The organism is Halomonas sp. ABH4_019 (genome assembly GCF_056159885.1).
Genome location: NZ_JBSWWC010000001.1, coordinates 885,257 through 898,729 on the forward strand (window position 1 = coordinate 885,257; position 13,473 = coordinate 898,729).

Consider the following 13,473-nt stretch of genomic DNA (forward strand, 5'->3'; position numbering starts at 1 on the left):
AGCCTGGGTCTAAGGGGGAAGACTCGACACCGGGCAAAGGACCGTCAAGCGACGGTCCAGGTAGACGACGACCCGACGCCTACCATCAGGGAGCAGTCACCTCCCCTGTCCCCCGCCGGCCGTCGCCCGACGACCGGCGGGACGGACTCAGCGGCTGCCGATCTCGTGGTCGGCGAGCCGTTCCAGGGCCCGGGCGATGCCGGCGTGGTCCCAATCGGCACCACCGTTGGCGGCACAGGCCTGGAACAGCTGCTGGGCATTGGCGGTACCGGGCAGCGCGAGATTGAGGCTACGCGCGCCTTCCAATGCCAGGTTGAGGTCCTTCTGGTGCAGCTTGATCTTGAAGCCGGGATCGAAGGTGCGGTTGATCATGCGCTCGCCGTGGACGTCGAGGATCTTCGACTGGGCCAGGCCGCCGAGCAGCGACTCGCGGACCTTGGCCACATCGGCGCCGGCCTTGGAGGCGAACAGCAGGCCCTCGGAGACCGCCTCGATGGTCAGGGCAACGACGATCTGGTTGGCCACCTTGCAGGTCTGGCCGGCGCCCTGCTCACCGATGTGGGTGATGGTCTTGCCCATGATCTCGAGCAGCGGCTTGGCGCGCTCGAAGCCTTCCGGGGTGGCGCCGACCATGATGGTCAGGGCGGCGTTGATGGCACCGCCCTCGCCGCCGGAGACCGGGGCGTCGACGTACTCGCCGCCGGCGGCCTGGATGCGCTTGGCGAAGTCCTGGGTGGCCAGCGGGGCGATCGAGCTCATGTCGATCACCAGGGTGCCGGGCTTGAGGCCTTCGATGACGCCGCCCTCGCCGAACAGCACCTCTTCGACGTCGGGGGTGTCCGGCACCATGGTGATGACGATCTCGGAGGCCTCGGCGACCGCCTTGGGATCATCGAGAGCCTGCATGCCCTTGGAGGCCAGGGTCTCGTCCAGGGTGCCGCGCTTGACGGTGGTCAGTTCGTGGCCGGCGTCCAGCAGGTGGCCCGCCATGGGACGGCCCATGATGCCGAGGCCGATAAAACCGATCTTGCTCATGATGATTCTCCTGTCACTTGCGTGATGCGTCGCATCGTCGCTTGATCTTTCCTGGTGCGAAACGCGTTACGAACCCGAGATGTCGAGCGCAGTCGCGTTTCAGCGAACGCTATCCAGCCAGCCAAGCCCTTCCTGGGTCGACCCGGCCGGCTTGTACTCGCAGCCGATCCAGCCCTGGTAGCCCAGGCGATCGAGGTGGCCGAACAGGAAGGGGTAGTTGATCTCGCCGCTGCCCGGCTCGTGGCGGCCCGGGTTGTCGGCCAGCTGGACATGGGCGATGCGATCGAGGTGCTTCTCGATGGTCGGCGCCAGGTCCCCTTCCATGATCTGCATGTGATAGATGTCGTACTGCAGCTTCAGGTTGCTCGATCCCACCTCGTCGAACAACGTCAGCGCCTGCTCGGTTCGATTGAGGAAGAAGCCCGGGATATCGCGGGTGTTGATCGGCTCGGCGATCAGCAGGATGCCGGCGGCCTCGAGCTTCTCGGCGGCGAAGCGCAGGTTGTCGACCAGCGTCTGGCGGGCCTGGTCGTCGCTCACGCCCTGCGGCTGGATGCCGGCCAGGCAGTTGACCTGGGTGTTGCCGAGCACCTTGGCGTACTCGATGGCGCGGTCGACCCCGGCGCGGAACTCCTCGACGCGGTCGGGGTGGCAGGCGATGCCCCGCTCGCCGGCGCCCCAGTCGCCGGCCGGCAGGTTGAACAGCACCTGGGCCAGGCCGTTGTCGTCGAGGCGCTGACGGATCTCGGCGGCCTCGAAATCGTAGGGAAAGAGGTACTCCACGCCCTTGAAGCCGGCCTTGGCGGCGGCCTCGAAGCGGTCGAGGAAGTCGACCTCGGTGAACAGCATGCTGAGATTGGCGGCAAACTTGGCCATGTGAATCTCCCTGTCTCTTCTCGTGTATGTCAGCGTACTTCTCGAGTCGCCCGACCACCGGTCCCCACCGCTGGCCGGGCGACAGCCGTCCTCAGCGCAGGGCGGCGATGGAGCTCGGGGCGTCGGCGACGTTCTCGGCCAGGTCCTCGAACTCGTTGATGCCGGCCAGGTCGGTGCCCATGGAGATATTGGTCACCCGCTCGAGGATCACCTCGACCACCACCGGCACACGGTACTGCTTCATCAGGTCGCGAGCCTCGGCGAAGGCCGCGCCGATCTGGTCGGGCTCGGTGACGCGGATCGCCTTGCAGCCCAGGCCCTCGACCACGGACACGTGGTCCACGCCGTAGCCATTGATCTCGGGGCAGTTGATGTTCTCGAACGACAGCTGCACCTGGTAGTCCATGTCGAAGCCGCGCTGGGCCTGGCGGATCAGCCCCAGGTAGGAGTTGTTCACCAGCACGTGGATGTAGGGCAGGTTGAACTGCGCGCCCACGGCCAGCTCCTCGACCATGAACTGGAAATCATAGTCGCCCGACAGCGCGACGATGTCGGTGTCCGGATCGGCACGACGCACGCCCAGCGCGGCCGGGATGGTCCAGCCCAGCGGGCCCGCCTGGCCACAGTTGATCCAGTGGCGCGGCTTGTAGACGTGCAGGAACTGGGCGCCGGCGATCTGCGACAGGCCGATGGTGCTGACGTAGCGGGTGTTCTTGCCGAACGCCTTGTTCATCTCCTCGTAGACGCGCTGCGGCTTGACCGGCACGTTGTCGAAGTGAGTCTTGCGCAGCAGGGTGCGCTTGCGCTCCTGGCACTCCTCGGCCCACTGGCGGCGATCCTTCAGCTTGCCCTCGGCCTTCCACTCCTTGGCCACCTCGATGAACAGCTCCAGCGCCGCCTTGGCATCGGAGACGATGCCATAGTCCGGCCCGAAGATGCGCCCGATCTGGGTCGGCTCGATGTCCACGTGGACGAACTTGCGACCCTCGGTGTAGGTATCCAGCGTCCCGGTGTGACGGTTGGCCCAGCGGTTGCCGATGCCCATCACGAAGTCGGACTCGAGCATGGTCGCGTTGCCGTAGCGGTGCGAGGTCTGCAGGCCGACCATGCCCGCCATCAGCTCGTGGTCGTCGGGGATGGTGCCCCAGCCCATCAGGGTCGGGATGACCGGCACGCCGGTGAGCTCGGCGAACTCGGTGAGCAGGTCGCTGGCGTCGGCGTTGATGATGCCGCCCCCGGCCACCAGCAGCGGCTTGTCGGCCTCGTTGAGCATGCCCAGCGCCTTCTCGATCTGGGCGCGGCTGGCGGTCGGCTTGTAGGCCGGCAGCGGCTCGTAGGTGTCCGGATCGAACTCGATCTCGGTCATCTGCACGTCGATCGGCAGGTCGATCAGCACCGGCCCCGGGCGCGAGCTGCGCATGATCTGGAAGGCCTGCTGGAAGGCACGCGGCACCTGGGCTGGCTCCAGCACGGTGATCGCCCACTTGGTGACCGGGCCGGCGATGGCCTGGATGTCGACCGCCTGGAAGTCCTCCTTGTGCAGCTTGTTGGCCGGCGCCTGGCCGGTGATGCACAGGATCGGGATGGAATCGGCGGAAGCCGAGTACAGGCCGGTGATCATGTCGGTGCCGGCCGGACCGGAGGTGCCGATGCACACGCCGACGTTACCCGGCTGGGTGCGGGTGTAGCCCTCGGCCATGTGCGAGGCGCCTTCGACGTGGCGCGCCAGGACGTGATCCACGCCGCCGACCTTGCGCATGGCGGCATAGAAGGGGTTGATGGCGGCGCCGGGCAGGCCGAAGGCGACATCGATGCCTTCCTTCCGGAGCACGTGAACGGCAGCTTCCGCGGCAGTCATGCGAGCCATGACGATTCCTCCAGTGACGAGTTCTGTTTTTGGAAAATATTTCTGTATACAGAGACTAGACCCGTGCCGGGAGGGTCGTCAACATCTTTTGGAAAACATTTCCAACGAGTAGCGGCCAAAAAAAATCCCAAGCCACATCAGAGACTTGGGATATTGGAAAATCTATCCATAAATTCAATTATCACGATGCCGGGCGCCATACCCCGGAAGGGGTAGACTCCGGGCCTGACGCGCCACGCTCGTATACCTCAGGGGATGAGGCGCAGGCTCGCTTCGCCGGACCCGCTCTCGCTCCGCCGTCGAGGGCGAGCCCTCCCCCGAAACGACGACACCCGCCGAGGGGCGGGTGTCGTCATACCGTTGCGTGCCAGGGCCGATCACGGCGATCAGCGACGCTTGCTGTAGGGCAGCGCCATGTGCCGGTTGACGTCCTTGTACAGCAGGTAGCGGAACGGGCCGGGGCCGCCCGCGTAGCAGGCCTGGGGGCAGAAGGCGCGCAGCCACATGTAGTCGCCGGCCTCGACTTCCACCCACTGCTGGTTGAGGTGGTAGACCGCCTTGCCCTCGAGCACATAGAGGCCGTGCTCCATGACGTGGGTCTCGTCGAAGGGGATCACCCCGCCGGGCTGGAAGGTGACGATGGTCACGTGCATGTCGTGGCGCAGGTCGTCCTGGTCGACGAAGCGGGTGGTGGCCCACACCTCGTTGCAGTCCGGCATCACCGACGGCTCGATGTCGTTCTCGTTGACCACGAAGGGCTCGGGCACCTCGATGCCGTCGACGTACTCGTAGGCCTTGCGAATCCAGTGGAAGCGCACCGGGGCGTCGGCCTCGTTGCGCAGCTGCCAGTCGCATTCCGGCGGCAGGAAGGCGTAGCCGCCGGGCACCATGCGATGCTTCTCGCCGGCGATGGTCAGCGTCATCTCGCCTTCCACCACGAACAGCACGCCCTCGGCGCCCGGGTCGCTCTCGGGGCGTTCGCTGCCGCCGCCGGGAGAGACCTCCATGATGTACTGGGAGAAGGTCTCGGCGAAGCCGGACAGCGGACGCGACAGCACCCACAGCCGGGTGTTGTCCCAGTGGGGCAGCTTGCTGGTGACGATGTCGCGATACACGCCCTTGGGGATGACCGCGAAGGCCTCGGTGAACATGGCGCGGTCGGTGGTCATCACTTTCTGGCTCGGATGACCGCCCTGGGGAGCGTAGTACTGACGCTGACTCATGAGGTTTCCTCTCGTTCACGGCTGGTCGGCGCGACGGCCTCGCCCTCGGGCAGGGTCACGCGGAGTTCGATCGGGTGCTCGTCGCAGTTGTTGCCCTCGCCACCCCGGTCGACCACCAGGAACTCGCCCTCGCGCTCCAGCACCGACTGGATGGCGTGCCAGGTGCCGGCGCGGTAGTTGACGCCCTGGCGGCCGTCGGTGACGAAGGCCCGCACCTCGGCGGGATCGATGGCCTCGCCCGGCGGCGCCACCACGACGATGAAGCGCTCTTCGTGCATCGGCACGAAGGCCTGGCTGCCCTGGGGATGGCGCTCCAGGAACGCCAGGTCCAGCGGCACCGTGACGGGCTGGCTGACGAAGATGCTGATCAGCGCCCGGGCCTGGTCGCCGAGGGTCTCGACCCTGGCCAGGTCGTGGTAGCGGCGGGTGCGACCGGCGTTGATATGGAAGTAGTCGGACGTGCGGGTATCGATCACGTCGCCGAAGGGCGCGAAGGCGTCCGGCGTCAGGGGACGGGCCTCGAGTTCGAGCATGCAACCTCCTGTCGGGGAGGGTTGGTCCTCCCGGGAATGGTGAGACGGTCAAGGCGGCCGATCCGCGATGCCGAGGGCTCGTGGCGTGACGGCGCGCTCCGACGGCCGGGCATTGACCTTCCGGCGATCCGATACCATCATCTTAACCGCCGAAACTAGAATTTCAACAAACACCGGCAGGTGAAAAAGATATTGTGGAAATCTTTTCCAACTTCAGCTTCACTCAACGGGTGGACCACGCAGCAGACCCGCGGCGTGGCCGCTACTACCACATCCACGACATATCCTGAGAGGACGCGGCGAATCGAGAAAGGCTTGATGAGTGAAACGCGAATTTCGTGATATCACTCGATACTCTCTCGACGTATCAGGTTCGACGACCGTTACGTCGAGGCGGTTCGACGCAGACCAACAACAATCCGAGGTACCGCATGTCCCAACAACCTCACAGCGGCGAAGCGACGTCCCAGGCCAAGAAGCACCAGGGCACGTTTCGGATCCCGCACATCTACGTGATCCTGTTCGTGTTCATCGCACTGGCGTCGATCGCGACCTACTTCGTGCCGGCCGGCGTGTACGAGCGCATACCGGGCCCCAACGGGCGCATCACCATCGACCCCGAGTCCTTCCAGTTCGTCGAATCGACCCCGGTGGGCCTGGTCGACTTCATGCTGGCGATTCCCAACGGCCTGATGAGCGCCGGCCAGGTGGTGTTCTTCACCTTCATGATCGGCGGCATGTTCATGGTGCTGCATCGCACGGGCATCATCGAGATCGGCGTCGACAAGCTCAGCCGCCGCTTCGCCAACCGCAGCCTGCTGCTGATTCCGGTGCTGATGAGCGTGTTCGCCGTCATCGCCACCATCATCGGCACCCAGGAGCTGGCGCTGGTCTACGTGCCGGTGATCCTGCCGCTGATGATCGCGCTGCGCTTCGATTCGGTGACCGCCGCCGCCGTGGCGCTGTGCGCGACCACCGCCGGCTTCACCACCGGCATCCTCAATCCCATCAACACCGGGCTCGGTCAGCAGCTGTCCAACCTGCCGCTGTATTCCGGCTTCGGCCTGCGGGCGCTGGCGTTCACCGCGGTACTGGGCGCCGGGATCTTCTTCGTGATGCGCTATGCGCGGAAGATTCGCCGCCAACCCGAGCTCAGCCTGATGGCCGATGATGCCGCCGAGGCCGAAAAGCGCGTTCACTTCCAGCATGCCACCGACGAGGGCGCGCTGGTCGCCGACACCCGACAGAAGTGGGCGGCACTCGCCACCTTCGGCTTCCTCGCCCTGCTGGTCTACGGCGTGCTGGCCCAGGGCTGGTTCATGATGGAGATGGCCGGCCTGTTCATCGTCATGGGCATCGTCGTCGGCTTGATCGCAGGGCTCTCCACCGAAGACATCTGCGAGGGCTTCAACAAGGGTTTCCGCGACGTGCTGGTCGGCGCCATGATCGCCGGCGTGGCCCGCGGCGTCGCCGTCGTCCTCGAGGACGGCCAGATCATGGATACCCTGGTCTACGGCCTGGGCAACCTGGTCGGCGAACTGCCCACCCTGCTGTCGGCCATCGGCATGTACTTCGCCCAGCTCGGCTTCAACTTCGTGGTGCCGTCCGGCAGCGGCCAGGCCCTGGTCACCATGCCGATCATGAGCCCACTGGCCGACCTGATCGGCGTCACTCGCCAGACCGCGGTGCTGGCCTACCAGCTCGGCGACGGCATCGGCAATATCCTCTACCCGACCTCCGGCTACTTCATGGCCACCCTGGCCATCGCCGGCGTGCCCTGGCAGAAGTGGGTCAAGTTCTTCTTCCCGCTGTTCTGCGTCTGGGTGCTGATCTCGCTGGGCTTCCTGGCGTTCGCCCAGGCCACCCAATGGGTCGGCTGAGCCTCTCCCTCCACGACTGACGTCCCAAGCCGGGCGCCGTGCCCGCTGTCCGAGATGCCCTCGGACGGCGGGTGCGGCGCCCGGCTTCGCGTGGGCCGTCGGCAACGCCATGGGGCCGGCCTCAGCCCCGGGGCGCCGGGTGGTGCTCGGCCCAGTGGCGGGCGATATCCACGCGGCGCGTGACCCATACGCGATCGTGGGCCTCGATATGGTCGAGGAAGCGCTGCAGGGCGCGGAAGCGGCCCGGGCGCCCCAGCAGGCGACAGTGCATGCCCACCGAGAGCATCTTCGGGGTGTCCTCGCCTTCCGCGTACAGCACGTCGAAGGCGTCGCGCAGGTAGGTGAAGAAGTGGTCCGCGGTGTTGAAGCCCTGAGGCGCGGCGAAGCGCATGTCGTTGCTGTCCAGGGTGTAGGGCACCACCAGGTGGCTGTGCTCGCGACCCTGGCTGTCCGCCTCGCGGGTCCAGAACGGCAGGTCGTCGCCGTAGTAGTCGCTGTCATAGAGGAAATTGCCCTCGTCGAGCACCAGGCGCCGGGTGTTGGGGCTGTCGCGGCCGGTGTACCAGCCCAGCGGCTTCTCGCCGTAGAGCGACTGGAAGATCTCGATCGCGCGGCGCATGTGCTCGCGCTCGACGCTCTCGGGCACGTTCTGGTAGTGGATCCAGCGATAGCCGTGGCAGGCGATCTCGTGGCCCAGCTCCTTGAAGGCCTGAGCCACCTCGGGGTTGCGCTCCAGTGCCATGGCCACGCCGAACACGGTCAGCGGCAGGCCGCGGCGCTCGAACTCGCGCAGGATGCGCCACACGCCGGCCCGGGAGCCGTACTCGTAGATCGACTCCATGCTCAGGTGGCGGTCGGGGTAAGCGTCGGCGCCGATGATCTCGGACAGGAACTGCTCGGAGCCGTCGTCCCCGTGCAGCACGCAGTTCTCGCCGCCTTCCTCGTAGTTGAGCACGAACTGCACGGCGATGCGCGCCTTGCCGGGCCACTTGGCCTCGGGGGGGGTGCGGCCGTAGCCGATCAGGTCGCGCGGATAGTCGCGTCGTGTCGTTGAGGTCATGGCGAAGCCTCCCGGTCTTGTGATGATCCGTTGTTCTGGGTCGGCTCGGGGCGAGGGCTCGCGATCCTGAGCGACACTTACTGTATACAATAAAATTCTAGAATGTACCCACTTATCTTGCAAGCGGCTCTCCGGTCGCGATGTGGCGCCCTCGACGGCCCCCAGTAGCTCGATCGCCGGCCGCGTTCAGGCCGTCAGCGACATCAGCGCCCGAGCCTGGGCCAGGGCCGCATCCAGCGAGTCCACCAGCCGGCAGCCCGGCGGCGCCTCGAGCTCCGCGGCCAGCCCGGCCAAAGCGGCACCGCCGACGATGATGACGTCCGGTGCCAGCGTCGTCGCCTGCTCCCGGACCGCCGCCGCGGTGCGCTCTCGGGCCTCGTCACGCTGCGCGGGCAGTGCGAGATCGTCGATCGTCACCGGCGTGATCCCCAGGCATTGGCGGCCGACGCCCAGGTCGTGGAGCACATCCTCGATCATTCGTGGCCAGCGCTGCCCCGGGGTGATGATCGAGAAGCGCGCCCCAAGCTGCAGGGCACTCAGCACCGAGGCCTCGAGCATGCCGACCACCGGCACCGGACTGAGCTCCCGGGCGGCCGCCAGGCCGGGCTCGCCGAAACAGGCCAGCAGCACGGCCTGCTGTGCCGCGAGATCATGCGCTTCGAGGCTCGCCACCAGCGCACCCGCGGCCAGGGCACAGTCCCGTCGCGAGGCGATATAGGGCACGCCCCGGGCGGCGGTCTCGGCCCGCACTTCCACCTGCTCGCCGTAGAAGGCTGCGGCGCGCCGTGCCATCCAGTCGGTCATGGCGATGTTGGTGTTGCCGTTGAGCATCAACAGGCGCATGGCGGCTCCTTCACTGGGATACGGCATTCAGCCTCTCTCTTTGTATACAAAAAATCAATCCCCTCGTCACGCCACGACACTCGATACTCTGACCTCACTCGAATCGTCGGCCGCCCCACCATGGGGTGGGCAGTAAAGGCCCGAGGGACTCGAACTGTATACATTCTAAGGAATTTTTTGTTCCCAGTTAGGGCGAGCCAGGATGCGAAAATTGATGTATACAATAAAAACCACCAGTTAATTATCCTTAGATATTAAGCAAGTCTCTGTTATATAAGAAGAAAACCAGGAAGGCACAGGATGGGGAATCGCTTGATTTATGCCCCTCACCGCGACTACTTTGTGTACAAAGACAACTTTCTTTGTTCACAAAAATAACTCAGGAGCCGCCATGCAGATTCGCGTCATCAACCCCAACACCACCCGCGGCATGACCGACACCATCGCCACCGCCGCCCAGGGGATCGCCGCGCCCGGCACCCGGATCAGCGCCACCCAGCCGGCCCATGGCCCGGTCTCCATCGAGAGCCACTTCGACGAGGCGATCAGCGCCGTGGGCGTGCTCGAAGAGGTGCGGGCCGGCGAGCAAGAGGGGGTGGATGCCTACATCATCGCCTGCTTCGGCGACCCCGGCCTGCTGGCCGCCCGGGAGCTGACCCGGGCCCCGGTGATCGGCATCGCCGAGGCCGCCTTCCACATGGCGACGCTGATCAGCACCCGCTTCTCGGTGGTCACCACCCTGGGCCGCACCGGCATCATCGCCGAGCACCTGCTGGACCAGTACGGCTTCCATCACCACTGCCGCCGAGTCCGCGCCGCGGAAATTCCGGTACTCGACCTGGAAGACGACGGCGACGCCGCCCTCGCGCGCATCATCGAAGAGGGCCGCCGGGCCCGGGACGAGGACGGCATCGGCGCCATCGTGCTGGGCTGCGGCGGCATGGCCGATCTCACCGACGAGATCGCCACGGCGGTAGGCCTGCCGGTGGTCGAAGGCGTGACCGCCGCGGTCAAGCTCGCCGAGGCGCTGGTCGGCCTGGGGCTGGGCACCAGCAAGCACGGCGACCTGGCCTTCCCCCGCCCCAAGCCCTTCATCGGCCGCTACGCGCACTTCTCGGAGGGCGTCGACCCGAGCTGACGGACGCTCGCTCCTCGAACCCCGCACCCCGCGCGTCCGCGGGACAACGACAACCACAATCACTGCACCCGTTTGCGAGGACCCCACCATGACCCTCTCGACTTCCCGCCCCGCCGCGGGCGACGATAGCCACGTGACCCCGGCCGCTCCCCACGACACCAAGGCCGCCGGCAGCGAATCGCTGGCGCCTCAGAAGACCCGCATCATGGGCCGCACCTCCTACCTGCTGGCCTGGTTCGGCGGCTGCGTGTCGATCGGCACCTTCACCATGGGCTCCAGCGTGGTCGGCACCCTGAACCTGCTGCAGGCCACCTTGGCGATCGCCATCGGCTGCTTCGTGATCGGCATCGCCCTGGCGCTGAACGGAGCCGCCGGCTACAAGTACGGCATTCCCTTCATGGTCCAGGCGCGCAGCGCCTTCGGCTTCTCCGGCACCCGCCTGCCGGGGCTGGTGCGCGCCGTGCCGGCGATCGTCTGGTACGGCTTCCAGAGCTGGATCGGCGCCGGCGCCCTGAACATGGTCTCGTCGACGCTGTTCGGCTTCGACAACCTGATCTTCTTCTTCATCGCCTTCCAGCTGCTGCAGATCGCCCTGTCGGTGCTGGGCTTCCAGGGCATCAAGTGGCTGGAGAACATCGGCAGCGCCTTCATCCTGTGTTCGCTGGTGTACATGTTCTACAGCACGGTGCAGCGCTACGGCGACGAGCTCTCGGCCAGCATGCTGACCATGGACGGCTCCTGGGGCCTGCCCTTCTGGGGCGCCACCATGCTGTTCCTGGGCATCTACAGCACCATGATGCTCAACGTCAGCGACTATTCCCGCGAGCACAAGGAGGGCAGCGGCCCGGGGCTGCTGACCACCCTCTACGCCATGTCGATCCTGCCCTGCACCCTGTTCATGGGCCTGATCGGCTACATGGTGTCCGAGGCCACCGGCGTCGCCGACCCGATCAAGGTGTTCTCCAATGCGGTCGACAACACGCCGCTGCTGATGACCACCCTGCTGTTCATCGCCTTCGCCCAGGTCACCACCAACGTGCTCAACAACGTGGTGCCGCCGACCTACGTGCTGATGGACGCCTTCAAGCTGAAGTTCCGCACCGCCACGGTGATCGTCGGCCTGCTGGCCTTCGCCACCTTCCCCTGGGAGCTGGTCAAGGACGAGTCCGCCGCCGGCCTGCAGCTGTTCGTGCAGACCTACTCCGCCTTCCTCGGCCCGATCTTCGCCATCCTGGTGGTCGACTACTACCTGATCCGCCGCCGCACCCTGGACCTCGGCAAGCTGTATGACGCCGAGGGCCCCTATCGCGGCGTCAATCCGGCGGCACTGATCGCCACCGCCGCGGGGGCCGTGGTCGCCCTGAGCTTCGCATCGGTCTCCTGGTACGCCAGCCTGCTGCCGGCCGGCCTGACCTACCTGCTGCTGATGAAGACCTGGGGTCCCTGCCAGCGCTTCCGCGACTGACGGCCCGCCCGCAAGCCATACGGCCCTCCCCCGGCGGGGAGGGCCGTCTATCATCACAACAAACATCAAGGACGCCGCCATGACGGACATGACCGACCGCGAGCTGGACATCCGCCACCGCGATCCACGGCTCTACAACGACGACCTGGCGCCGATCAAGAAGGGCGATCGCAACTGGGGCGCCTTCGAGATCTTCAACGTGTGGTCGAACGACATCCAGAGCCTGTTCGGCTACACCCTGGCCGCCTCGCTGTTCATCTCCTACGGCCTGAACGGCTGGGCGGTGATGGCGGCGATCATCCTCGCCGGCTTCGTGGTGATGGCGCTGGTCAACCTGACCGGCAAGCCCAGCGTCAAGTACGGCATTCCCTTCCCGGTGATGATCCGCGCCAGCATGGGTGTCCACGGGGCCAACTTCCCGGCCATGCTGCGCGCCATCATCGGCATCTTCTGGTACGGGGTGCAGACCTACTTCGCCTCCACCGCGGTGGCGCTGCTGATCACCGCGCTGTTCGGCGATCCCGGCGGCCAGTGGCTGGGCATGTCGGCCATCGGCTGGCTGTCGTTCGTGATCGTGTGGGTGTTCCAGATCGCGCTGTTCTGGCAGGGCATCGACAGGATCAAGCACTTCCTCAACTGGGCGGGACCGCTGGTCTACGTGGTGATGGTGGCGCTGATGCTGATCGTCTGGTTCCAGGCCGGCAGCGACCTGCTGCCCGCGGTGAGCACCATCTTCGGCGGCGAGAGCGACTACCAGGGCAGCGCGATCGGCGCCTTCCTGGCGATCACCGGCACCATGATCGCCTACTTCGCCGCGGTGGTGATCAACTTCGGCGACTTCACCCGTTTCGTCAGGAGCGAGCGCGAGATGAAGCTCGGCAACCTGCTGGGGCTGCCGCTCAACGTGGCGTTCTTCTCGTTCATCGCGCTGATCATCACCGCCGGTACCCTGGCGCTGTTCGGCGAGACCCTGACCAACCCCTCCGACATCATCGAGCGGGTCGATTCCCTGCCGCTGACCATCATCGCCGCCATCACCTTCTTCGCCGCCACGGTCGGCATCAACCTGGTGGCCAACTTCATTCCCCCGGCCTACGACCTGGCCAACCTCTTCCCGCGCCGCATCAGCTTCCGCATCGGCGGGTTGATCACCGCGGTGGTGGCCTTCTTCGTCGGCGCGCTGTGGGTGGCGCTGATCAGCCGGATCGGCATCGCCGGCTTCGTCAACGCCCTGGGGGCCATCGTGGCGCCCTTCTACGGCATCATCGTGGTGGACTACTACCTGGTGAAGCGCCAGCGCCTGAACCTCCAGGACATGTTCTCCACCGATCCCCGGGGGGCCTACCACTACGTCAAGGGCTGGAACAAGCGTGCCATCGGCGCCTTCGCCCTGGCCGCGCTGTTCTCGATCTCCTCGGTGTGGGTACCGGCCCTGGAGGCCCTCGGCGGCTACGCCTGGCTGATCGGCGCCGCCCTCGGCGGGCTCTTCTACTACCTGCTGATGCGCGGCCAACCCCGGGCGATTCCCCAACAGGGCTGAGCCCTCCTCCGCC

The 13,473-nt window shown here is 66.1% G+C and carries 11 protein-coding genes; 4 read left to right on the forward strand and 7 right to left on the reverse strand.

What is annotated here, in order from left to right; translation table 11 throughout:
* Window positions 1-147: 147 nt before the first annotated feature.
* From ACXAFN_RS04015 to ACXAFN_RS04035, 5 genes are all read right to left on the reverse strand, one after another.
* Window positions 148-1,035: a 2-hydroxy-3-oxopropionate reductase gene (locus ACXAFN_RS04015; protein WP_474986380.1), complete on the reverse strand. Its 888-nt coding sequence runs from the start codon at window positions 1,033-1,035 to the stop codon at window positions 148-150.
* A 99-nt stretch (window positions 1,036-1,134) separates the two neighbouring features.
* A complete protein-coding gene (gene hyi, locus ACXAFN_RS04020; RefSeq protein WP_474986382.1) occupies window positions 1,135-1,911 on the reverse strand; it encodes a hydroxypyruvate isomerase in 777 nt (258 codons plus the stop codon).
* A 91-nt stretch (window positions 1,912-2,002) separates the two neighbouring features.
* On the reverse strand, window positions 2,003-3,778 hold the full coding sequence (gcl, locus tag ACXAFN_RS04025) for a glyoxylate carboligase (RefSeq protein WP_474986384.1): 1,776 nt from the start codon (window positions 3,776-3,778) through the stop codon (window positions 2,003-2,005).
* Between the two features lie 386 nt (window positions 3,779-4,164).
* Window positions 4,165-5,001 carry a bifunctional allantoicase/(S)-ureidoglycine aminohydrolase gene (locus ACXAFN_RS04030; protein WP_474986386.1) on the reverse strand — a complete coding sequence of 279 codons (837 nt, stop codon included), beginning with the start codon at window positions 4,999-5,001 and terminating at the stop codon, window positions 4,165-4,167.
* A complete protein-coding gene (locus ACXAFN_RS04035; RefSeq protein ID WP_474986388.1) occupies window positions 4,998-5,534 on the reverse strand; it encodes an ureidoglycolate lyase in 537 nt (178 codons plus the stop codon). The genes ACXAFN_RS04030 and ACXAFN_RS04035 overlap by 4 nt, the downstream gene beginning before the upstream one ends.
* A 431-nt stretch (window positions 5,535-5,965) precedes the next feature.
* Here ACXAFN_RS04035 and ACXAFN_RS04040 point away from each other — a divergent pair, with 431 nt between their 5' ends.
* Window positions 5,966-7,414, forward strand: a complete 1,449-nt coding sequence (locus tag ACXAFN_RS04040) for a YfcC family protein (protein ID WP_474986390.1) — start codon at window positions 5,966-5,968, stop codon at window positions 7,412-7,414.
* 121 nt (window positions 7,415-7,535) lie between these two features.
* Here the strand turns inward: ACXAFN_RS04040 and puuE are convergent, their stop codons facing one another.
* Together puuE and ACXAFN_RS04050 are read right to left on the reverse strand one after the other, a co-directional pair.
* Window positions 7,536-8,474 (reverse strand): allantoinase PuuE, encoded by a 939-nt coding sequence (puuE, locus tag ACXAFN_RS04045; RefSeq protein ID WP_474986392.1) that lies wholly within the window; start codon window positions 8,472-8,474, stop codon window positions 7,536-7,538.
* Between the two features lie 186 nt (window positions 8,475-8,660).
* Window positions 8,661-9,317, reverse strand: a complete 657-nt coding sequence (locus ACXAFN_RS04050) for an aspartate/glutamate racemase family protein (RefSeq protein ID WP_474986394.1) — start codon at window positions 9,315-9,317, stop codon at window positions 8,661-8,663.
* Between the two features lie 391 nt (window positions 9,318-9,708).
* Here ACXAFN_RS04050 and ACXAFN_RS04055 point away from each other — a divergent pair, with 391 nt between their 5' ends.
* The 3 genes from ACXAFN_RS04055 (at window position 9,709) to ACXAFN_RS04065 (ending at window position 13,460) form a co-directional block, all read left to right on the forward strand.
* A complete protein-coding gene (locus ACXAFN_RS04055; RefSeq protein ID WP_474986396.1) occupies window positions 9,709-10,455 on the forward strand; it encodes an aspartate/glutamate racemase family protein in 747 nt (248 codons plus the stop codon).
* 88 nt (window positions 10,456-10,543) lie between these two features.
* On the forward strand, window positions 10,544-11,920 hold the full coding sequence (locus tag ACXAFN_RS04060; protein WP_474986398.1) for an NCS1 family transporter: 1,377 nt from the start codon (window positions 10,544-10,546) through the stop codon (window positions 11,918-11,920).
* Between the two features lie 88 nt (window positions 11,921-12,008).
* Window positions 12,009-13,460, forward strand: coding sequence for an NCS1 family nucleobase:cation symporter-1 (locus ACXAFN_RS04065; protein ID WP_474987468.1), 1,452 nt, complete (start codon window positions 12,009-12,011; stop codon window positions 13,458-13,460).
* The last annotated feature ends 13 nt before the right edge of the window (window positions 13,461-13,473 follow it).

Excerpts from the sequence above, each read along its gene's own strand:
- ACXAFN_RS04015 (WP_474986380.1), bottom strand. The coding sequence starts at position 1,035 with ATGAGCAAGATCGGTTTTATCGGCCTCGGCATCATGGGCCGTCCCATG.
- hyi (WP_474986382.1), bottom strand. The coding sequence starts at position 1,911 with ATGGCCAAGTTTGCCGCCAATCTCAGCATGCTGTTCACCGAGGTCGAC.
- gcl (WP_474986384.1), bottom strand. The coding sequence starts at position 3,778 with ATGGCTCGCATGACTGCCGCGGAAGCTGCCGTTCACGTGCTCCGGAAG.
- ACXAFN_RS04030 (WP_474986386.1), bottom strand. The coding sequence starts at position 5,001 with ATGAGTCAGCGTCAGTACTACGCTCCCCAGGGCGGTCATCCGAGCCAG.
- ACXAFN_RS04035 (WP_474986388.1), bottom strand. The coding sequence starts at position 5,534 with ATGCTCGAACTCGAGGCCCGTCCCCTGACGCCGGACGCCTTCGCGCCC.
- ACXAFN_RS04040 (WP_474986390.1), top strand. The coding sequence starts at position 5,966 with ATGTCCCAACAACCTCACAGCGGCGAAGCGACGTCCCAGGCCAAGAAG.
- puuE (WP_474986392.1), bottom strand. The coding sequence starts at position 8,474 with ATGACCTCAACGACACGACGCGACTATCCGCGCGACCTGATCGGCTAC.
- ACXAFN_RS04050 (WP_474986394.1), bottom strand. The coding sequence starts at position 9,317 with ATGCGCCTGTTGATGCTCAACGGCAACACCAACATCGCCATGACCGAC.
- ACXAFN_RS04055 (WP_474986396.1), top strand. The coding sequence starts at position 9,709 with ATGCAGATTCGCGTCATCAACCCCAACACCACCCGCGGCATGACCGAC.
- ACXAFN_RS04060 (WP_474986398.1), top strand. The coding sequence starts at position 10,544 with ATGACCCTCTCGACTTCCCGCCCCGCCGCGGGCGACGATAGCCACGTG.
- ACXAFN_RS04065 (WP_474987468.1), top strand. The coding sequence starts at position 12,009 with ATGACCGACCGCGAGCTGGACATCCGCCACCGCGATCCACGGCTCTAC.